Below are 19,733 nucleotides of genomic sequence, written 5' to 3'. Positions count from 1 at the left end.
CGCAATGGGAACGCCGGTCGCCCTGCTGGGCCGGCCCGGTCCGGCGCGCGAGCGCCTGCGTGAAGCGCTCGGTCTGGCCGGCGCGCAGGTGGTGCTGGAAGACGATCCCTCTGCGGTGGATGTGCAGATGCTGCGCGATGCCGAGCCGGTGGCGGTGCTGGTCGCGCTGGAGCCGTCGATCGAAGACGCACTCGAAGCGCTGGAACCTGCCTTCAACATGCCCGGCGTCACGGTGATCTTCGACGAGGCCGAGCTGACCGTGCGGCGCGAGGGCTGGGAAGCGCAGCGCTGGGTGCGCCATCTGGCCGCCAAGTTGCACGGCCATGCCGACGTGTTGCCGCCGGGTACCGAGAGCGAGCCCTCGCTGCAGCCCGAGCCGGGCCTGGAACTGGCGCCGCGGCAGCATTCGGATCTGCAGCTCGATCAACATCTGGAAGCGGCGGCGCAGATCTTCGAACGCATTCCCGGCGATGGATTTTTCACGCGTTCCGGCGGCACTGATGCCGCTGCGGTTGTTGACGACAAACCGGGCCTGTCGCTGGGCGATTCCAGCACCTGGGGCCTGGTCGATGAGGTCGCCGTGGTGGTGCGCCCGCGTGCCGAGCTGGACGTGGCGGCGCTGTCGACCGGCGGTCTGTCGCTGGTGGAACTGGACCACACTGGCGAGACCGCCGGTGCGGTGCTGGTGATGGCCGGTATCGGTGGCCCGGATGCGATCCGTCGGCTGCTGGGCGCGTTGCCGCCGCAGTTTCCGCGCGCCGTGCTGGTGCGCATGACGCTGGACGGTGGCCAGTACGGCAACCTGGTGCGGCAGATGGGGCGTGTGTCTGCGCTGCCGGTCGAGCTGGCTGAAGCCGGCCAGGTGATCGTGGCCGGCAAGGTATATGTACTGCCCGAAGAAGTCGGTGTGCAGCAGCATGCAGGCGCCCTGGCCTTTATTGCGCAGACCGATCCTGCCGCGCTGGTGGCCGCGTTGCCGCCGGCCGACAGTGCGGTGCTGATGCTCAGCGGTGCCAACGAGGCGCTGGTGGATGCATCGCTGGCGCTGGCGGAACAGGGCGGTTGGTTGGCGGGTCAGTCCGCCGACGGTTGCTACGACCCGGCCGCAGCAGCGCGTCTGGCACGCCAAGGCATTTTGACCGGCGACCCCGCGCAATTGGCGCAGGCGTTGGCACAGCGCTGGCCGGCGTAAGCCGGGCGCTTCCTCTCAGATCGGAACAAGTGCGATGAGCTACGCCAACAATGACGAAATCCGCGGCGTCCTGATCCAGGCCGGACAGGAGCGCGTGCTGCTGCCCAATGCCACCGTGGCAGAGGTCATGTCGCGGGTAGCGGTCGAGCCGATGGCCGACATGCCGCGCTGGGTGGTCGGGCGCATCGATTGGTACGGCTGGAAAGTGCCGTTGCTTTCGTTCGCGCGCCTCAGCGGCATGGGCGAAGAGCCCGCCGCAGTCAACAACAAGGTGATCGTGCTGAAGGCGCTCGGTGGCGATCCGGCACTGCCGTATTTCGCGCTGCTCACCGCCTCGTTCCCGCAGCTGATCTCGGTGCCGCGCGACGGCCTGCTGGCCGACGCCTCCGAAGACGCACTGCCCGACGGCGTGCACATGCGTGTGCTGTTGGGCGAGCAGAGCGCACTGCTGCCAAACCTGGATGCGATCGAAGCGCAGGTTGCGCAGGCGCTCGCGGCGGTTGCTGCCTAAGCGCGACTGGCAAGACGACTACACGGCGGCATCTGTACCACGCGCACTGTCATGAGCCTTCCCGTCTTCGCGCCAGTGCATCATGCAGACGGTGTGGTGCTGTGCGATCTGGCGGTGGTCGATCCGGCGGCGATGGCCGAGTACCACACCCGTAACCGCGAACATCTGGCCGGTGCCATGCCACTGCGGCCGCCTGCGTTCTACACCACCGACGGCTGGCGGCGGCTGAGTATCGCCTATCGCGCTGCGGTGCCCGGCGAGCGCGAGTTGCAACTGGTGTTATTGCGCCAGGCACAGGTGATCGGCACGGTCGGCTTCACCCAGATCCAGCGTGGCGCCTTCCAGGGCTGCCATCTGGGCTACGGCCTGGATGCGCAGCGGCAGGGACGCGGGTTGATCCAGTGGGCGGCCACGCAGGGCATCGCCTTCGCGTTCGGCCCGCTCGGGCTGCATCGGGTGATGGCGCAATACGTCCCCGACAATCTGCGCAGTGCGCGCGTGCTGCAGCGGCTGGGTTTCCAGATCGAAGGTTATGCGCGGCGTTATCTGCAATTGAATGGCGTCTGGCGCGACCATGTGTTGACCAGCAAATTGCGCGACGACGACCGGGCTGTTGGCGCTTAGTGCCTGCGGAGTAAGCGTTGAGTTGCTGATGTGCTCGGTCGATTTGCTGAGCGTTTATTCGCGATGCGCTGTGCAGCGTCTGACGTTTGAGAGACGACTGATCCACCAAAAGGGCAGGGCTTACACAACTGCGCGCGTTGCCCAGTGACGCTACCTTGCGTTGATACCTGCGTTGATCGCAGCGTTGTGCTGAAAGGGGGACGCCCTTATTGCGCAGTGTCGATTGGTTCGAGGCGTAGCTGGTCAGCTGCCAGATGCGTGTCTTGCACGATATCCACCTGCGTCGACCAGCCGCGTTGCTTGAGTTGATCGCGCAGTTGAGAGGCCCAGCTCTGCACCTCGGGCGCATCCGCTGTGGCGGCCTGGAGGCGGATCTGGGCAGGCGCTCGATCGGCAGACAGTGCGTAACGCGCAAGCCAGTCGCGTGGCGAAGTGGAAAGTTTTAGCAGACCGGGCTTGCGGGCCATGCTGCCTTTTGCTTGGTAGGCCTTTGCGTCCGGCGCGCCTGTGCTTCCGGTTGGTCTGGATGATGGAGATGCATCGCGATAGACATCGAGGCGCGGTGTGGGTGCATTGCGCACGCGCAGCGGAGCAGCCTGGCCTGCGACAGGCGCAGCGCGGGAGATGAGCGGTGTTTCTGCTGCATACGCGTTTGTCTGTGCTCGCTCGACCAGTGAGGTTTGCGCTGGCGGCGATGCAGGTGCCGATGCCGCGTCTGGTGCAATGGGTGCGGGTGCGGGTGCGCTGCGATCTGCGGTTGCGGCAAGCGAGCCACCGACGAACGCATCGGCCGGGCTTGCGACGGTGGGAGCAGGCGGGGGGGGCGCTGCTGGTGCCTGCGCGTCGATGGATTGCGCATCAACATCTGGCGCGGGTTCGGCGACGATCATGGCTGCAAGTGGAGGCGCCGCAGCAGGCGCAGGCGCAGGCACAGCAGCAGGTGCAGGTGCAGGAGTGAGCGGTGGCGCACTAACTGGTTCCGGAGCGAGGGCCGGAGCTGGCGATGGCTGCGCTGGGGGCAATGGCGACCGCGATGGCAACGCCGCTATCGAAGGCGAGGCCGCATTGGGTGCCTCGGCATAGGCTGGCGCCGGCAGTGCAGGTAGTGCAGGCAGTGCAGGTATCTCGGATGTGCTGTCTGCTGTGCGATCAACCTGGTGGGCGTCGCGCATTGCCTGTTGAGCCTTTTGCGGCTCTGCCGATGCCGTATCAGGCGTCGTAGCGGTCGGCAGCTCCAGCGTGGGTTGACTGGCCTGCCAATGCAGGCCAATGCCAACGGCCAGGGTGATCGATGCAGCGAAGGCGAGCGTCGGCATCCAGCGCGGGCGCCGGCGGCTGCGCCGGGAGGCGGCTGCGTGGCTGGTCTGAGTAGAGGTTGCGCTTGATTGGAGTTCTGGCAGTGTTGATGCCTGAGCCTGAGCCTGAGCCTGAGCCTGAGCCTGAGCCTGAGCAGCAGACCCAGACCCAGATGAAGATGCAGATGCAGATGCGATTCCAGACGTAGATATAGCGCGTGATGTAATTCCAGAGGCATCTGCTGCTTTATTCGAGGATGCCGACAGATCCGCAGTTGTAGACGCATCTGAAGCTAGAGAGACATCCAACGCCATCGACGCATCCATGGCTGGAGATGCATCCGCATCCATCAACGCAGCTGCCGCTGGAGAAACCTCCACAGTGGGCTGCACATCTGCCGTATCGGTGCGGGCTTGCTGCTCGATCCACGCACGCGCAGATGCGCTCAACTCCGTCCCCAATGCCTGATCGGCACGCTCGCCCTGCGCAAGACGCGCCTGTAGGGCAGCGCGCTGTGCTGCCTGCGCTTGTTCGGCTTGCGCTGCGGCGGCGGCAAACACGGCTGCCATTGTGGAGGGTGCTTCGAATTGCAATCCGTCCCGTGCGGGAGTCGCTGCATTGCGTTCGGCATCGGCAGTGCGCGCGGCCTGCGCAAACCATGCATCCATGGACGCAGGCGGTGTATACGCCGGCAGGGCACGCAGCAGTGCGGCAAGGCCATCGCTGCCCGCGAGAAAGCGGTCGAATGCGCTACTCATTGTGTCGCATCCAGGCTCAGGCGCAGTTTTGCGAACGCATAGCGCAGCCGGCTCTTGACGGTCTCGAAGCCTTCGCCGATCACCTGCGCGATTTCTTCCATGCTGAGTTCGGCAAAGAAGCGCAGCACCACCACTTCGCGCTGTGCGTGCGGCAAGGCCATCACTGCGGCGCGCACGCGGTGTTGCTGCTGGCCGAGCACGGCCAACTGCTCGGTGCCCAGATCGTCGTCGGGCAGTTGCAGATGCGCATCGTCCAGCGCAACCGAGGTGGTGTGATAGGCGCTGCGGCGGATGTCGATCCAGCCGTTGCGCGCGATCTGAAACAGGAAACTGGCGAACGTCGCTTGCCCGGGGCGATAGTCGCTGCAGCGGGTCATCAGCTTGACCCAGGTCTTCTGCGCGAGATCTTCTGCTTCGCTCAGGTTGCCTTCGCACAACCAGGCCAAAAAATTGAACAGGGCGCGGTTGTGGCGCGTGAACAACTCGGTGGCCGGTTGTTCGACAAACCCATTGGCGACGAGGAGCATGAGCTCCTCGTCAGGAAGATGCGCAAGATCGGCAGGTTGCATGCGCGCAGTATAGGCAAGCGCCGCGTGCATCAGTCGGTGTTGGCGAGTGACCGGGTGCTCAGCGTGTCGGCCTGCTGCACCATCCTCAGGAAATCGGCGCGGTAGCCGAAGCGGTCGCTGCCCAGGCTGCCGGCAGCCAAGGCGCGTACCTGCGGATAATCCCAGCCACGCAACTGACTGCCGCCACGCAGGCGCTGGCCGAACCCGGCCACTGCGGCGGAAAAGCGGAAGGCATCGCTGGTGGCGTTCAAGGCGCGGCGTTGCTCGCTGCGGACCACCGTGTCGAGCAGCTGGCTACGCTGTGCGTCGGGCAGTTTGTAGCGCAATTTGACGTGCGCCAGTTCGCTGTCGACCGCACGTTGCTGCCGAGGCGCGGTGGTGGTGGCATAGCGCAGCGGGTCCACCGATGCGTGGCCGTCGGTCGGCGTGATTTCATACAACGCGGTGACGCTGTGGCCGGCACCGATCTCGCCTGCATCGACCTGGTCGTTGTTGAAATCCTCGCGTTGCAAGGCACGGTTTTCGTAGCCGATCAGACGATATTCCTTGACCGTGTCGGGATTGAATTCGACCTGGATCTTGACGTCGCGGGCGATCGTGGCCAGCGTGGCGCCCAGCTCGTGGGTCAGTACCTTGCGTGCTTCCAGCGGCGAGTCGATGTAGGCGTAGGCACCGTCGCCCGCATCGGCCAGCTGTTCCATCAAGGTGTCGTTGTAGTTGCCCGTGCCGAAGCCCAGCGTGGACAACGCCACACCGGAGCGCCGCTTCTCGGCGACCATGCCCTTGAGCTGATCGAAGTCGGTGACGCCGACATTGAAGTCGCCGTCGGTGGCGAGCAGGATGCGGTTGATGCCGCCGCGCAGATAGCCTTGCTGCGCCGCCTTGTAGGCCAGTTCGATGCCGCTGGCACCGGCAGTGGAACCGCCCGACTGCAGGGCGTCGATCGCTTCGATGATGCGGCCTTGCTGGTCGCCCGGCGTGGGTGGCAACACGACCGCGGTGTTGCCGGCGTAGGTCACCAGGGTGATGCGATCTTTCGCACGCAACTGGCGCACCAGCAGCTTGAGCGAGGACTGCAGCAGCGGCAGTTTGTCGGGCGATTCCATCGAGCCGGAGACATCGACCAGAAACACCAGGTTGGCCGGCGGCAAATCGGCGGTTGCGATAGCGCGACCGGCGATGCCGACGCGCAGCAGCAGGCTGTCGTTGTTCCAGGGTGTGGGCGCCAGTTCGGTGCGCACCGCGAAGGGTTTGCCGTCGGCCGGTGCGGGATCGTCGTAGCGGAAGTAGTTGATCAGTTCTTCCACGCGCACTGCGTCGACCGGCGGCAGCGTGCCTGCACTCAGGAAGCGCCGCACATTGCTGTAGCTGCCGGTGTCCACATCGATGCTGAAGGTGGACACCGGATTCGCCGCGGTCTGCACGATCGGGTTGTCGCTTAGCGTTTGGTAGGTTTCGCGGTTTTCGGCGGGTGCCGGCAGGATCGGCGGCATCGGCATGAGGTTGTCGAGCATTGGGCGACGCGCGACCAACTTGGCGGCCGGTGCGCGTTGTGTAGCGGAGGCTTCAAGTGCGATGGGTGCCGCTGGCATCGGCATCGGCATCGGCGATGCCAGCGCTGATGGCGATACCGATGGTAATGACAATATCGGTGGTGGGCTCGGCACAGCCGGCTGCTGCATGGGGTATGCGTGGACAGGCGCTGCGAGATTGCCCTCGATCTGCGGCGTTGTCGAAGCAGTGGGGTGCGACGGCCGCGCGGTTGCAGGCAGCGTGGCGGTGCGCGAGCTGTCGTTGTTCGGCTCGGTCGGCTCGTGCGAGCAGGCGCTCAGCAGCAGGGCGAGCGCAAGAAGGCTATGACGTGGCATGGGAATCCTTTGCGTGGCGAAGAGGGATGGGTGAACAACCGGACAGCCCGAGGTCGCCGTGCACTGCGCCTCTGTTGAGTAAACGGGCCAGTGCGGCAAATGGGGTTAAGTGGATTGAAGATTTTTTCGGTCGCTGGTGCGTGCTGCCGTGTGCAGTGCCAGCGGAGAGGGAGATTCTTCCCTTCTCCCATCGGGAGAAGGTGGCGCGTAGCGCCGGATGAGGGTACGGCTGGGCAGGGCGCTGTCGGTCGCCCCGTACCCTCACCCCAACTCCGCTCCGCGCCCCGGCCTGCGCCAGCAGCGCGGGCGCTCCAAGGCACGCGCGCCAGTGGCGCGCAAGCCGTGCCTTCTCGCCCCGCAGGAGAGGGGCTTTACAGCCATTACCGTGCGTTATGCGCGGATCCGCATTGCTGGGCGCCGCAATACGGTTTATCCGTACGCGGCGCTGCCGCATCATGGAAGGCTGCCGCCGCGCGGTGCGGCTGCCTGTTTCCTTCATGGAGTTCCCGGATGATCCAACGTCGTCACTTCCTCAAGAGCGCCACGCTTGGTGCAATCGCTTCCGGCCTGGCCGGGTGGGGCGCACGTGCGCAGGCGGCGGTCGGTGCCAGCACGGCTGGACGCATTGCCGCGTTGCCGCGCGGCGCGGCGCGGGTGATTTCCACCTGGGATTTCGGCATTGCCGCCAACCAGGCGGCCTGGAACATCCTCGGCAGCGGCGGTATCGCACTGGATGCGGTGGAAGCCGGCGTGCGCGTGCCCGAAGCGGATCCGAACAATCCCACCGTGGGCCTGGGCGGCTATCCGGACCGCGATGGGCGGGTGACGCTGGACGCGTGCATCATGGATCACCTGGGCAATTGCGGCGCGGTGGCATCGCTGGAAGACGTGGTGCATGCGATCTCGGTGGCGCGCGCGGTGATGGAGAAAACCCCGCATGTGATGCTGGTCGGCGACGGTGCGCGTCAGTTCGCGCTGGAGCAGGGCTTTTCGCAGACCAAGCTGCTCACGCCGAGCTCGGAGGCGGCGTGGAAGGAGTGGTTGAAGACATCCAAGTATTCGCCGGAAGCCAATATCGAAAACCGCGCCTGGCGCGATGCCAAATTGCCGGGCGGCAAGGATAATCACGACACCATCGGCATGCTGGCGCTGGATGCGCACGGCAACCTGTCCGGCGCGTGCACCACCAGCGGCATGGCGTGGAAGATGCACGGCCGGGTGGGCGACAGCCCGATCATCGGCGCGGGCCTGTATGTGGACAACGAAGTGGGCGGCGCGACCTCGACCGGCGTTGGCGAAGAGGTGATCCGCAATGTCGGCAGTTTTGCGGTGGTGGAAATGATGCGCCAGGGCAAGTCGCCGGCCGATGCCTGCCGCGAGGTGGTGATGCGGTTGATCCGGCGCAAGCCCGAACTCACCCGCACCTTGCAGGTCGGATTTCTGGCGATGAACAAGCGCGGCGAGGTGGGTGCGTTCGCGATCCAGAAGGGTTTCAGTTATGCGGTCTGCGATGCGCAGCGGCAGGACCTGCTGGTGCCCGGCGAAAGCCACTACACCACCGAGCCTGCGGCATGAGCGTGTCGGGGCTGGAAGTGGCGGCCGATTCGGTGGGGTCGGCATTGGCGGCGCAAGAGGGCGGTGCGATGCGGGTCGAGCTCTGCGGTGGTCTGGACGGCGGCGGGTTGACGCCGTCGTTCGGCACGCTGGCGGTGGTGCGTGAGCGATTGCAGATTCCGCTGTATGTGTTGATCCGTCCGCGCGTGGGCGATTTCGTCTTCGATGCGGACGAGGTCGAAGTGATGCGGCGTGATGTGGAGCAATGTGTGCGGCTGGGCTGCGATGGCGTGGTGTTGGGCGCGCTGGATCCGCATGGGCAGGTCGACATGCCCAAAATGCGGGTGTTGATCGAGGCGGCGGGATCGCTGGGTGTGACCTTCCATCGTGCGATCGACGTCAGTGCCGATCCGTCGCGCGCGCTGGAAGATGCGATCACGCTGGGTTGCGAGCGAGTGCTGACGTCGGGTGCGCGTGCGAGCGCGCTTGAAGGTGTGGACACCATTGCGGCACTGGTGCGTCAGGCCGGCGATCGGACGAGCGTCATGCCCGGTGCCGGGGTCTCCGAGCACAACATTCGTCTGCTGCGCGAGCGCACTGGCGCCCATGAGTTTCATGCTTCCGCCCGAAGCGCCGTCGCCGCGCAGGTGCCGGGGCCGCATCCTTACATCCACGATCTGGGGGCACACTATCAACGCACCGATGCCGTTCGGGTGCGGCGGATGGTGGAGACATTGCAAGCGATGTCCGAGCAAGCCGGCTGCCGGGCCCCAGCGTGAATGATTGCTGGCGCCGGCTATCCGTGCGCTGCAGGCGGCTGCTCGCGAGGGTTCTACGTGTTTCGGAACGGACAACACGACGACGGTGGGGTGCCAGACGCACGCGGTCGGTGCCCGGTCGGCATGGAACTCGCTGGCACTGCGTTTCCTTCGCGCCGTCTGCGCGCGAAGGACGTGCGCTCGCCAGGTTCTGTTTACCGCTCTTCAGTCACTTCCGGCATCTTCAGGTGGGAGATACAGTGGAATCTCGGGGAAGATATTCGCATTAGCGGGGTCGTCGAGAACAAGCATTTCGCGGATCTTCCACATCTGTACTGCTTTGGAGAGATTGAAAATATTGATCTGGCTATTCTCGGTGAAATTTTCGATTTGCTTTTTAACCCCGTCGCTGTCTTTCTCGGTATGGGGGCCAAGATGGGAACTCATCACCTCCCTCCACTCCATGTCGGGGGCGGTCGCCAGTTCGTCTCTGGTCTGGGCACGGGCGTAAGCTGCTGTACGCTGACGCTTTGCGAAATCCTTGAGTTTCGTCATGAAAACCTGATTTCTGCTTTCAGCGAGCATTGTCCTGAGCGCAGGCACCTGGCCGAGCGTGGTGGGAGCCTCAGCCGGGCGCTGTTCCGGATTGAAAGGCGGGGCGCCCTCGACAAACGGGTTCCTTTCCTCCCCGATGACCTCCAGGAGGGCGTAAGCGGTATTGAGGATTTTTTCGCTGTCTTGTTGCCGCGTGTCCTGATTGGTGGATGTCGTGGCGGGGGACGCTGCACCGGCCGTGTGGCGATGGGAAGGGCCCGCAGCGTCCTGGGCAAAGGGAGTAGGGTGCCCGGTCTGGGCGGAAGACGCTTCGGAGCGGAGTTGACTGAGTTGCTCCTGCAAATGTGCAGGTACAAGGATCATACAATCGGCAGGTAAGCGGGAAATCGTGCGGGGGAGTGAGCGCAAATTGCTGCACCCGCGCAGGTCGAGCTTTCGGAGATTGGTCAGTTTGTGTATATCGTGTGGCAACGTGCGCAGGTTGCTGCAGTCCCGCAGGATGAGTTTCTCCATTGGCGGTCGTCCTCGCGAAATCGAGGGGTATTCGCGTAGGTGCGTGCAGCTGTGCAGGTCCAGCTCTTGCAGATTGGGCAGGAGATGAATGTCTTTATCGAGGGCGGTCAGTGGTGAGGAGCTGACCCTTATTTTCTTCAGATCTTTCAAGTATCTGAGCGATTTCGGGAGCGAGCGGATCCCTGTTCGCGACAGGTCAAGCTGCCGCAGCTTGACCAATCCTTCGCGTCGGTTATCGACGTTGCGAATCGCAAGATCCTTTGGGAGTTCGGACAGGTTGGGACAGGAGCGGATGGAGAGCTGCTCCAATTGTCCCAGTCCGGAAATGGAGGCAGGCAGCTTATCGATCGGATTGCCATGCAACTCAAAAATCCGCAGGTTGGCCAACTGGCTGATGGACTCGGGAAGCTCCATCAGACCCGCGTTAGAGATGCTTATGCGTTGCAGATGCGCAAGGTGGAACATCGGCTCAGGCAGCCGTGGTAAGGGGTTGTATTCAACCATCAACGCGTCGTTGTCGGGAGACTCGGCACGCGCCAGCTGCGTTGCGGTGAATTGCAGCCCGAGGCGAGGGTCGCGCTGTATGCCTTCGACCGCCGCATTACTAGAATTCCAGGCGTGGCTCCATTGCGAGAAGTCCGCCTCGCATTGCTGGCGCCATTGCGAGAGCACGCTCTCATAAGGTTGAACCTGCGTGCTGCGTCGCAGGGTTGGGCCGCCTGTACGCAAAGGCGGCGCCAGGATCTGCGGAGAAGCCGTTGCAGCAGCGTGGAAGCGCACCCGTTCGTCAGGCGCAAGCTGCGGCAGTGCATGCGGCTGGAACGCATCTACAGAAGCTTGATCGAGTGCCCAATGCCCGCCAGATCCGCCCGGATCGTGGCGCGCATCCGAGACGCCTTGTTGGCTCGATGTCGCCTCGCTCCCCGACGACGTTGCGTTACGGCGCCGGTTCTGCCGGGGCACGAGTCTCTCCAGGCCGCTGAGCAGGCCCGCTGAGCGCTGTGGATTGCGAGGCAGCCCTGCCTGCTGATTGTGCGCGCCGCGCGGATTCAAGTCGGGGTCTTGCCGAGTATCCCCTGGGGCTTCTGGCGGTCGTGAGCCGTTGATGCGTGGCATGGCGTTCCTCATTCGATGCATGGCGTCGGCGCGACATGATCAATCCAGGGGAGCACTGAATACCAGGTTATGCGCGAAGACCTGATCGTCATGACGAAGTCTCGCTACGCGCGAGGGGCCGCAGTTGGTGCGCGGTCAGACGGCAAAGCCACAGTATCTATCAACCAACGTGCGCAGCCGTCCCGGCATGTCGCGATACGTGACCGATTGTGCCCTTTGAAATAGTGAGAACAGGTTGACCCGAGATGCCGCGTGGAGCTGCTGCCGGACCTTCGCGTCGGTTGTGCCGTTGGCGTGCTCGCGCGGAGTTCTGTCTGTTCGAAAAAGCCCTCCGGGGCAAACGCTCGGCTGAGAGGAGTGATCCATGCAACTGACGTTCGGTGCTGACTTTTTTGCGCCCTCCAATCCGTGGATGGTGCGCCGGCAGTGACTGCCGGTCAGGGGGTAATACTGCCTGGTGGCTGGATGAGCCGCCAAATGCAGCATGGAATACCGCGCAAAAGCCACGTTTGCACGGCATCTCTATCGCGCAGATGGACACTGCAGCATGCTGGTGGGTCGTTCAGGGCTTCCCTAGTTGGCAGGGCGAAGCGTCGACGGTGTGGCCGTCAGTTGTTGTGCCGTGCTCAGGTGGCACTAACTGCAGGCATCGGGCAGGCCGCGCATGCATCAAGCGCGCAGGATCGATCACGACATGTTTGATGCGCCGGCGTTTCCACGTGTAGCTGATGTGCACCAGGCCATCGTGGGCCTGGATCACTGCCGGGTACGAGAATTCGTCTTTCGGACTGTCTTCCAGCGTGAGTGCACGCTGCCAGTGCACGCCATCGGTCGATAGCGCCACCGCAAGTGTGCCGCGGCCGTCCCACCAGTCCTTGCCGGCGATGCCCGGGTTGTAGACCAGTAGAGCGCGGCCGTCGTGCAGCATTACTGCGTCGGTTCCGGAGTTGGGGTTTTCTACGTCCAGCAATTGCATCGGTTGCCAGTGCAGGCCGCCATCAGTGGAGAACGTACTGAAAAGCCTGTTCTGCTGGCTTCGGCCCAATATCTGCACGCGGCCGTCTGCATGCAGCAACACGCTGGGCTGGATCGCGCCGATCACTGTCGGATCATTGAGCGGCATGCCGCGTTGCCAATGTGCGCCGTCGTTGTCGCTCCATTCCAGATGCGCGCGCCAGCCACGGTCTTCGCTGCTGCTGGGTGCGAGGATGCGCCTGTTCGGCAATTGCACCGGCTTGTTCTTGATCGGGCCGAGAATGCCGTCGGGCAGGCGCTGCGGTGGCGACCAGTGCGCACCGTCATCGGTCGATGTAATGCGCAGGCCCCACCAATCGCGTGGATTCGGGCCGAGCTTGTAGTAAAGCTGCACTGGCCCGGTGGTGGACTGAAACAGCACCGGATTCCAGGCCGGTAGTGCGGCGCCATCTGCGCCTGCGTGCGCGCCGTCTGCGATGCGGCGCGGTGTCTTCCAGTGCTGCGGGCCGCGTTGGGCGAGCCAGATACCAACATCGGCCGCACCCTCGTGTGCGCCGCCGAACCAGGCCGCCAGCAGGGTGCCGTCGCGGGTTTCCAATAGCGTGGAGGCGTGCGCCTGCGGCGTCGGTGCCGGGTCGGCGATGAACTCGCTGAGCACGATTGGTGAGGGCCGCGGCATGGGCGATTTAGCTTGAACTGCGTAGGCAGCAAGGCTCGCAACAAGGCAGGTCAGCAGGCGTGACAGCGGCATCGTGGTCCAGTCCTGTGAGGATTTTAAAGATACCTATTTATCATCTATTAAATACCATGTGCTCTATTCAACCCTGGCGGCCGTGGTCGCCGACCACTGCGAGGTCCCGCGATGTCTTCATACCCGCTCTCCCCATTGCGCTGACTGGCCGCACTTGGCCTGACGGCCGCCATCGCGCAGAACTTAGCTGCGCCTGCGATGTGCATTGCGTAGTAGTGGTATTGCAGGGATTCAGTCGCACGCGCGCAGGCCGTTATCGAGATGACACGATGTGCGGTGGGCTGCTGCATGGTCGGCGCACCGCGCGCAGTAGGCAGGTGCGGTTGGCTTGCAACAACGCGCAGCGCCGTGTATCCGTCCACTCAGGAGCACACGTATGGCTTTTCCAACCGCAGTCAGCGATCAGATCACCGATGCCGTCACGCAGACCAACGTCAAGGTGATCGGCGAAGCGCCCGCCATGGCGATGGGCACGATCTACCAGAGCATGGCCCATTCGAACGGGATTCTCTTTGCTAACGCGGTGGCCGCGCAGCAGCAACAAAACACGCTAGCGCAGTCCGCCACGAATCAGGGCGTGATGCAGATCTACAGTCTCGATATCACCGCTTCGGCGGCGGACGTCGAGAAGGTCGCGCAAGCGGGCGTCGCCGACAATCTGACCAGTCTGCTCACCGTGCTCAATGCGTTCAGCACCGGCAAGTAATGTCGGTTGGCGACAGCGGCAGTGCTGTCGCCAATGTTGCTGACACGAGTGCGTCGGTGCACTCAGGCCGCGTCGTCGTCGCGCGCTTGCGGCGGCAGCAGGATCTGCGGTTGTTTGGCCGAGTGGGTCTGGCACAGGAACGTCATCAGGTGCGCCGCTTCGGTGCTGCCGATCGGCTGGCCGGGCGCGGGCTTGCTGTGCACGTGTTCGGCAAAGGCATGCTGGGTCTGCTCCGGAACCGGGGAGACAGGGTCTTGCGTAACGGTGGACGACGACATGAAACGCTCCTGGAACTCACCAACCGACCGTCGCTCGATGGAACGACGGGAATGCGCCACTGCCTTCCACAACGGCGTGAGCCGGTGATCTTGCCTGGAATGCGATCCGTTCGATACAACAATTGGTCGCAGACGCTGCGTGGGCAGTGGACGTCCAGATAGCGGCGGGCGCGCGGCGGTCTGAAGGGGCGTTGCTGAGAGTACAAACATCTCTAGCTGATCTGGTTCACGTTCTAGCAACGCATACAGCGGAGCAGCCAAGAACTTTTGCCCCAGCAGGCGGCACGTAGCACGTAGCAGCTAGTAGGCGGTAAGCGGAAGCAGTAAGCCTCCACTACGCCGACCACCCGAACGCTTGCCCCAGGCGGTCGGAGAAGCCCGACTGATCCAATTGCTCAGTGACGCAACGCCAGCTCGGCCAGACTATCCAGGCGTTGCTTGATCTCCCGCCAACCAGGCAGATGGGCATCGAGCAGGCGATAGAAGGCCTTGCCATGATTGTGGATTTTCAGGTGACACAGCTCATGCAGGATGACGTAATCGATACAGGCGCCCGGGACACGGATCAGGCCTAGATTCAAGCTGATCCTTCCCAAGGGTGAGCAACTGCCCCACTGGCGCTGCATCATCCGCAGTGAGAGGGGTGGCACCTGCTTGATCCAGCGGAGTTGGGCGGCCATGTCGGCCACGCGCTGCGGTAGCAGCAACCTGGCGCGCTCGCGTTGCCAGTCTTCCAGCGCTGCGCGCACTACCTCGGGCGCACGGCTGGGCACCCGTGCTTCGACGTAGCCGCCACGCAGGCGGACGTCATGCATCTGGTCGTCAAGGATCACCTTCAGCCGGTAGCGCCGCCCCAGATACAGCACAGTTTCGCCACTGACGTATTCGCGCGGGGTGACGTGCCGCAGGCGTTGCTCGATCTCCATCAAGTGCAAGTGGATCCAGCGTGCGCGCTGGATCAGCGCCCGTTTGATCTGGGTGTCGGTCGCCTGCAGCGGCGCGTCCAGCCGTACGCGGCCATCGGGTTCCACATGGATGGCCACGCGCTGGCTGCGTCGTAGCGCGGATCTTTGGATCTGGCAGTGGATGCGGCGCTCGCCGTAGGTCACCACCATCTCGGCGTTGGTCTGAATCGGTGTCACGTGCGGCTAAGCCCAATGCGCGTGATGTGCACGATCTGCTCCACGATGGCCTTGGCATGGTCCAGCCCGACCAGATCGAAGATGGGGGGAAGCAAGGTCTGGCGAATCTGCGACTCGATGCTGTGCAGGTTCAATGAGTTCTCGGCAATGGCGGTGCGCACCACGCCATCGATCGTCAGTGCCAGATCGGCCAGATGCGTTGCCTCGGCAGCGCGCTTGGCGTGCATGGCATCCTCGCCCAATTCCAGCAGGATCGCGCCGTAGTAGGCACTGGCATGCGGGTTGTCGGCCAATGCCACTGGAATACTGGGGATCTTCCTGGCCTCCAGGCGCTGCTCGAAGGCCTTGAACACGGCGTACTGCTTCAAGGGATGATCGAACATGGCTTCTGCCTCGGCAATGGCCTCTCGCAACAGCTCGCCGAAGACTTTTTGCGCGTACGGGTCGCTGGCCAACTCCTGTTCGATGGTCTTGCGCAGACGCGTCTGGATCAGATCGGCCTCGTTGCGGGTCTTCTCCTCCGACCAGGTCTGCGGATCTTCGCGCTTGCCCAATTCATGAACGACGTACGCACCCGTGGATTCGCGCACCTCGCGGCCAATCACCTGTTTGTCCACCAGCTTGCGGATCTGCTCTTCGTAGATGCTGTAGTCCACGGTCTCCATGGCGTCCTGGCGTGCGGTCCTGCGTAGCCCGGAGAAAAAGCGCAGGTCGCGCTTGTAGCGGTCGATCAAGGTATCCGGAAAGGCAGCGTCTTCAAAGAAGCTGCGCGAGGAGAGTGCGGTCTGCAGGCACAGGCCGAACTCGGTCAGCACGGCGGAGAAGTCGTCGCGCAGTTTCTGCCGCGCGTCGTAATCGGCGCCCTCTTCGTCAGCGACGAAACGCGGGCTCAGGCGCTGCCTGAACTGCTCCGGGTCGTCATGGCTGGCCAGCCCGTCGAAGAACGCCCATAACCTGGCATTGAGCGCAGGCAAGCGTCTGTACTCGGTACTGATCGCCTGGTACAGGCCCTCGATATCGGCCACATCGAAGCCGCCTTGGGTACGGGTTTCCAGGTCCTGATACGCACGTACCGCCGTGTCCAGTTCGGTCAGGATGCCGCGGTAGTCCACCAGGATGCCGTAGCGCTTGGCATCGTGCAGGCGGTTCACCCGTGCCACCGCCTGGATCAGGTTGTGGCCCTTGAGCGGTTTGTCGATGTAGAGCACCGCATTGCGCGGCTCATCGAAGCCGGTGAGCAGCTTGTCCACCACGATGAGCAGATCCGGATCGCCATCGCCACCGAAGTCGCGCACGGTCTGCCGCTCGTACTCCTGCGGATCCAGCCGTTGGTCTGTGATGGCCTGCTTCCACCATTTCTGCACCTCGGGCAAGGTGTCTTCATCGACATCGCTGTTGCCCTCGCGGGTATCGGGCGGGGAGATCACCACCGCGCCTGTCAGCAGGCCGGTCTCGTCCAGTGCACGCTTGTAGCGGATGGCGTCGCGCTTGCTGTCGGTTGCCAGCTGCCCCTTCAGGCCCAAGGGTTTGATGTTCTCGTTGAAATGCGCGGCAATGTCCCAGGCGATCAGTTCGATGCGGTTGGCCGCCCCATAAATGGCGCGCTTGCTGGCGAACTTCTTTTTCAGATCTGCGCTCTGCGCGTCCGAAAGCCCGGCGGTGATCTTGTCGAACCAGCGCGTGACCGCCGCCGCGTTGACCTCCAGCTCCGGCACGCGTTCTTCGTACAGCAGCGGGGCCACGGTCTGGTCTTCGACTGCGCGCTGCATGGTGTAGGCATGCAGGATGGGGCCGAACTTGTTGGCGGCTTTCTCGTTCTTGAGCAGCGGGGTGCCGGTGAACGCCAGATAGGCCGCATTGGGCAGCGCCTTGCGCATGCGCTCGTGGGTTTCGCCGCCGTGGCTGCGGTGGCCTTCATCCACCAGCACGATCAAATCGGCCGAGGCGTTGTGGCACTCGGGCAGCTTGGCGGCGGTAGTGAACTTCTGCACCAGCGAGAAGGTGATGCGCTCGCTGCCCTGGCCGATGCGGCGCGCCAGATCGCGGCCGGTGGTGGCCTTGCTGCGCTCGCCCTCTTTTTTGGTGCCGACGGCAGAGCCGAACGCGCCGCCGCTGATGAAGTTGCGCGCTAGCTGCGCCTCCAGGTCGGTACGGTCGGTCACCACCAGGACCCGGCACTGGGTCAAGGCCGTATCCAGCACCAGCGCCTTGGTCAGAAACACCATGGTGAAGCTCTTGCCCGAGCCGGTGGTGTGCCACAGCACGCCGCCCTGGCGTCCGCCGTCGGGGCGACGCGTGCGGATCTGCGCCAGCAACGCGCGGATGCCGAAGAACTGCTGGTAGCGCGCCACGATCTTGCCGACCTTGCGGTCGAACAGCACGAAACCGCGCAGCACCTCCAGCAGCCGGGCCGGGGTGAGCAACCCGGCCAACAGCAGGTCCTGCTCGGTGGGCAGCATGGGCTTGGCCCACAACGCCTGGCAGTAGGCACGCAGCGGCGCCGGCTTGTCTGCCAGCAGGGCATCGCGGGTAGCCGCAGGCAGCGGCAGGTTCTTGAGGCGGCTCAGCTGCGCCTGGTCGAACTGCTCGTCGCGCCAGCGCGCCCAGAAGGTGGCCGGGGTGTGCGTGGTGCCGTAGCGCGCCTCGGTCAGGCTGATGGCAACTAACACTTGCGCATAGGCGAACAACTGCGGAATCTCTTCTGCCCGCTGGTTGCGCAATTGCTGGCTCACCGCTTCGGCCACCAGCGATTTGCCGGCATGCCCGGCATCGGCGCGCTTGGTTTCGATCACCACCAGCGGGATGCCGTTGATGTAGCCCACGATGTCGGGCGTGCGCGTATGCGTACCGTGGGTGGAGAGCACCTCGCACTCTTCGGTGATATCCCACAGGTTGTGGGCTGCATCGCCCCAGTCGATCACCGCAATGGTGGGCTGGTGCTTCTTGCCGTCGGGCATGAACTCGGTGACGGTAATGCCCAGCGTCAGCAGGTGATACAGCCGCTCATTGGCGGCCAGCAGCCCATCGCCCAGCGGCAGCGCCGACAGCTCGCGCACGATCTGGTCGATGCCGCTCGGCGAGAGCGGATAGGTCTGCCCCTTATAGTCGAAGCGACGGCTCTGCAGCACCTCGATCAGGCGTGGCAGCAACAGCACCTCGCGGGTGCTGCCGCGCAGCGCCAGGCACTGCGCGGCACTGAGGTAGCGCCAGCCCAGGTTGCACAGCAGGTGCAACGCGGGCAGCTGCGCGCTGGCCTGTTCGCGGGTGTCCGGGGCGCTGTGGGTCATGCCGGTTCTGCCTCGTCGGCGGGCAGGCGCACGCGGCGTTTGCCGGTGAGGAGTTGGGACATCAGGGCTTTCTTCTCATCACGGAGCTTGTCCAGTTGCGCTGCGATCAGCTGTTCTTTTTGCTCAGCCATGTTGAGGATGGCCGCAACACGCCGTTGCTCGGTCACGCCTGGAATGTGCAGCCGCAGCTTGAAGAAGTCGCCGACACCCACATTGAGCAATCCGTGATTGCGCGCACCTTCCTGCGCGATCCCCGAAAGCCCTTCGTTGAGCATCCCCACTTCGAAGTAATGCCGGAAGAAGTCCGCATCTGCTTCGACTTCATTGCGCAGCCGGAAGCAGATGTAAAGGCTCGACACAACGCCTTGGTCGTAGCGTGTCAACGGCTTGATCGCGCCCATCGGATAGCCTGCCGAATAGCTCTTGTTGTAGGCGAATTCGCCGCGTTGAAGTAGCGTATAGCCGGAGAGGTTTTCGCTTGCGATGGATTTGTTGAAGTAGTCACGCTGGCTGACCAGTCCGCGGGTGCCGGAGATGGTCAGTACGTTCGAGTTTGCAGTTGTGTTTCGGCGTGTCACCCGTTCAAAGACTTCATCAAGGTCGGCGAACTTCCATCCGTGGGTGGTCATGCTGCTGTGTCTTCCATGTACGAAAAGCGCGTTCGTGAGGGTTTTCCTCTGCGTGCAGGCGTTTGCAAGTAGCCCCTCTGTGGTGGCGATGGCTTGATCCCAGGTCGAAAGCACTTCGACAATCGCAGCTTGCTCTTGCTTTGGTGGCAGCGCCAACTCAAGCTGTTCAAGCCCGGATTTTGTCAGCTTGTAACGACCTACGCCCTGCCGGGAAAGAGTCGCGGTCAGATCCCTGTGCATGAAGCAGTAGTAAAACCACTTTGCCAGGCACTCCTTCGAATTGCCGATGATGTGCGCATGATTGTTGACGTTTGCTTTTCCCTCGAAATATAAGGTCATCGGGCGATCCCGGAACTTTAGAAAATGGTCGCCGTCTTCGCCTATGAGCGCAAAGGGTTCATCGATTCGGTAGTGATCGATCGCGTCGATCTTTCCGGTCGGGCCGAAATACGGATACTCACCAGGCATGTTCGCCCGGTCCGTTGCATTTAGTGGAAATCGCAACGTGTTTCTGATTGTGCAACTCTTGCCGACAGTTGTTTTTACCCATCCATCAGGAAGCATTGCTGGATCCTTTCTTATTTAATCGCTTTGTTATTTCGGTTAGCCGTGCCAGGTTGAAAACCCCAACACTTTGCGGCCCAGGCGCTT

At 63.5% G+C, this 19,733-nt stretch carries 16 protein-coding genes; 7 read left to right on the top strand and 9 right to left on the bottom strand.

Annotation, left to right across the window (positions count from 1 at the left end; translation table 11 throughout):
- Nucleotides 1–4 precede the first annotated feature (4 nt).
- The 3 genes from NYR97_RS01845 to NYR97_RS01835 are packed head-to-tail and all read left to right on the top strand — an operon-like array spanning nucleotide 5 to nucleotide 2,327.
- Entirely contained in the window at nucleotides 5–1,192 is a 1,188-nt protein-coding gene (locus NYR97_RS01845) for a chemotaxis protein CheB (protein WP_316697960.1), read from the top strand.
- Nucleotides 1,193–1,226: 34 nt separating this feature from the next.
- Nucleotides 1,227–1,703, top strand: a complete 477-nt coding sequence (locus NYR97_RS01840; protein WP_006450740.1) for a chemotaxis protein CheW — start codon at nucleotides 1,227–1,229, stop codon at nucleotides 1,701–1,703.
- A 51-nt stretch (nucleotides 1,704–1,754) separates the two neighbouring features.
- Nucleotides 1,755–2,327 (top strand): GNAT family N-acetyltransferase, encoded by a 573-nt coding sequence (locus NYR97_RS01835; protein ID WP_316696352.1) that lies wholly within the window; start codon nucleotides 1,755–1,757, stop codon nucleotides 2,325–2,327.
- Between the two features lie 206 nt (nucleotides 2,328–2,533).
- Here the strand turns inward: NYR97_RS01835 and NYR97_RS01830 are convergent, their stop codons facing one another.
- Genes NYR97_RS01830 through NYR97_RS01820 form a run of 3 tightly spaced genes read right to left on the bottom strand, consistent with a single transcriptional unit; the run spans nucleotide 2,534 to nucleotide 6,542 of the window.
- Nucleotides 2,534–4,381 (bottom strand): hypothetical protein, encoded by a 1,848-nt coding sequence (locus tag NYR97_RS01830; RefSeq protein ID WP_316696351.1) that lies wholly within the window; start codon nucleotides 4,379–4,381, stop codon nucleotides 2,534–2,536.
- Nucleotides 4,378–4,950, bottom strand: a complete 573-nt coding sequence (locus NYR97_RS01825) for a sigma-70 family RNA polymerase sigma factor (protein ID WP_316696350.1) — start codon at nucleotides 4,948–4,950, stop codon at nucleotides 4,378–4,380. The genes NYR97_RS01830 and NYR97_RS01825 overlap by 4 nt, the downstream gene beginning before the upstream one ends.
- 29 nt (nucleotides 4,951–4,979) lie before the next feature.
- On the bottom strand, nucleotides 4,980–6,542 hold the full coding sequence (locus tag NYR97_RS01820) for a vWA domain-containing protein (protein WP_425613027.1): 1,563 nt from the start codon (nucleotides 6,540–6,542) through the stop codon (nucleotides 4,980–4,982).
- On the opposite strand from NYR97_RS01820, the gene NYR97_RS01815 reads away from it, so the two are divergent.
- The 3 genes from NYR97_RS01815 to NYR97_RS01805 all read left to right on the top strand — a co-directional run bounded on the left by NYR97_RS01815 (nucleotide 6,526) and on the right by NYR97_RS01805 (nucleotide 9,151).
- The gene (locus NYR97_RS01815; RefSeq protein WP_316696347.1) at nucleotides 6,526–6,810 is read left to right on the top strand and encodes a hypothetical protein; all 285 of its coding nucleotides are present in this window, start codon (nucleotides 6,526–6,528) and stop codon (nucleotides 6,808–6,810) included. The two genes, NYR97_RS01820 and NYR97_RS01815, sit on opposite strands and share 17 nt — an antisense overlap.
- 518 nt (nucleotides 6,811–7,328) lie before the next feature.
- Nucleotides 7,329–8,393 carry a glycosylasparaginase gene (locus NYR97_RS01810; protein ID WP_316696346.1) on the top strand — a complete coding sequence of 355 codons (1,065 nt, stop codon included), beginning with the start codon at nucleotides 7,329–7,331 and terminating at the stop codon, nucleotides 8,391–8,393.
- Nucleotides 8,390–9,151 (top strand): copper homeostasis protein CutC, encoded by a 762-nt coding sequence (locus tag NYR97_RS01805; RefSeq protein ID WP_316696344.1) that lies wholly within the window; start codon nucleotides 8,390–8,392, stop codon nucleotides 9,149–9,151. The genes NYR97_RS01810 and NYR97_RS01805 overlap by 4 nt, the downstream gene beginning before the upstream one ends.
- A gap of 204 nt (nucleotides 9,152–9,355) precedes the next feature.
- Here the strand turns inward: NYR97_RS01805 and xopL are convergent, their stop codons facing one another.
- Complete coding sequence (gene xopL, locus NYR97_RS01800) at nucleotides 9,356–11,314, bottom strand: type III secretion system leucine-rich repeat domain-containing effector XopL (protein ID WP_316696342.1); 1,959 nt, start codon at nucleotides 11,312–11,314, stop codon at nucleotides 9,356–9,358.
- Between the two features lie 562 nt (nucleotides 11,315–11,876).
- The gene (locus tag NYR97_RS01795) at nucleotides 11,877–13,040 is read right to left on the bottom strand and encodes a sialidase family protein (protein WP_425613026.1); all 1,164 of its coding nucleotides are present in this window, start codon (nucleotides 13,038–13,040) and stop codon (nucleotides 11,877–11,879) included.
- A gap of 376 nt (nucleotides 13,041–13,416) precedes the next feature.
- Between NYR97_RS01795 and NYR97_RS01790 the strand changes: the two genes are divergently transcribed.
- Nucleotides 13,417–13,746 carry a RebB family R body protein gene (locus NYR97_RS01790; RefSeq protein ID WP_316696341.1) on the top strand — a complete coding sequence of 110 codons (330 nt, stop codon included), beginning with the start codon at nucleotides 13,417–13,419 and terminating at the stop codon, nucleotides 13,744–13,746.
- A gap of 62 nt (nucleotides 13,747–13,808) precedes the next feature.
- Here the strand turns inward: NYR97_RS01790 and NYR97_RS01785 are convergent, their stop codons facing one another.
- From NYR97_RS01785 to NYR97_RS01770, 4 genes are all read right to left on the bottom strand, one after another.
- Nucleotides 13,809–14,024 carry a hypothetical protein gene (locus NYR97_RS01785; RefSeq protein ID WP_316696340.1) on the bottom strand — a complete coding sequence of 72 codons (216 nt, stop codon included), beginning with the start codon at nucleotides 14,022–14,024 and terminating at the stop codon, nucleotides 13,809–13,811.
- 395 nt (nucleotides 14,025–14,419) lie between these two features.
- Nucleotides 14,420–15,166, bottom strand: a complete 747-nt coding sequence (locus tag NYR97_RS01780; protein ID WP_316696338.1) for a YgjP family zinc-dependent metalloprotease — start codon at nucleotides 15,164–15,166, stop codon at nucleotides 14,420–14,422.
- Nucleotides 15,163–18,453 carry a type I restriction endonuclease subunit R gene (locus NYR97_RS01775; RefSeq protein WP_316696336.1) on the bottom strand — a complete coding sequence of 1,097 codons (3,291 nt, stop codon included), beginning with the start codon at nucleotides 18,451–18,453 and terminating at the stop codon, nucleotides 15,163–15,165. The genes NYR97_RS01780 and NYR97_RS01775 overlap by 4 nt, the downstream gene beginning before the upstream one ends.
- Nucleotides 18,450–19,646: a restriction endonuclease subunit S gene (locus tag NYR97_RS01770; protein WP_316696335.1), complete on the bottom strand. Its 1,197-nt coding sequence runs from the start codon at nucleotides 19,644–19,646 to the stop codon at nucleotides 18,450–18,452. Before NYR97_RS01770 ends, NYR97_RS01775 begins: the two co-directional genes overlap by 4 nt.
- Nucleotides 19,647–19,733: the final 87 nt, after the last annotated feature.

The organism is Xanthomonas hydrangeae (assembly GCF_032697525.1).
Taxonomy (GTDB): domain Bacteria; phylum Pseudomonadota; class Gammaproteobacteria; order Xanthomonadales; family Xanthomonadaceae; genus Xanthomonas; species Xanthomonas hydrangeae.
The sequence above is the reverse complement of the archived record's forward strand: the minus strand, read 5'-3'. Positions and strand labels throughout refer to the sequence as shown.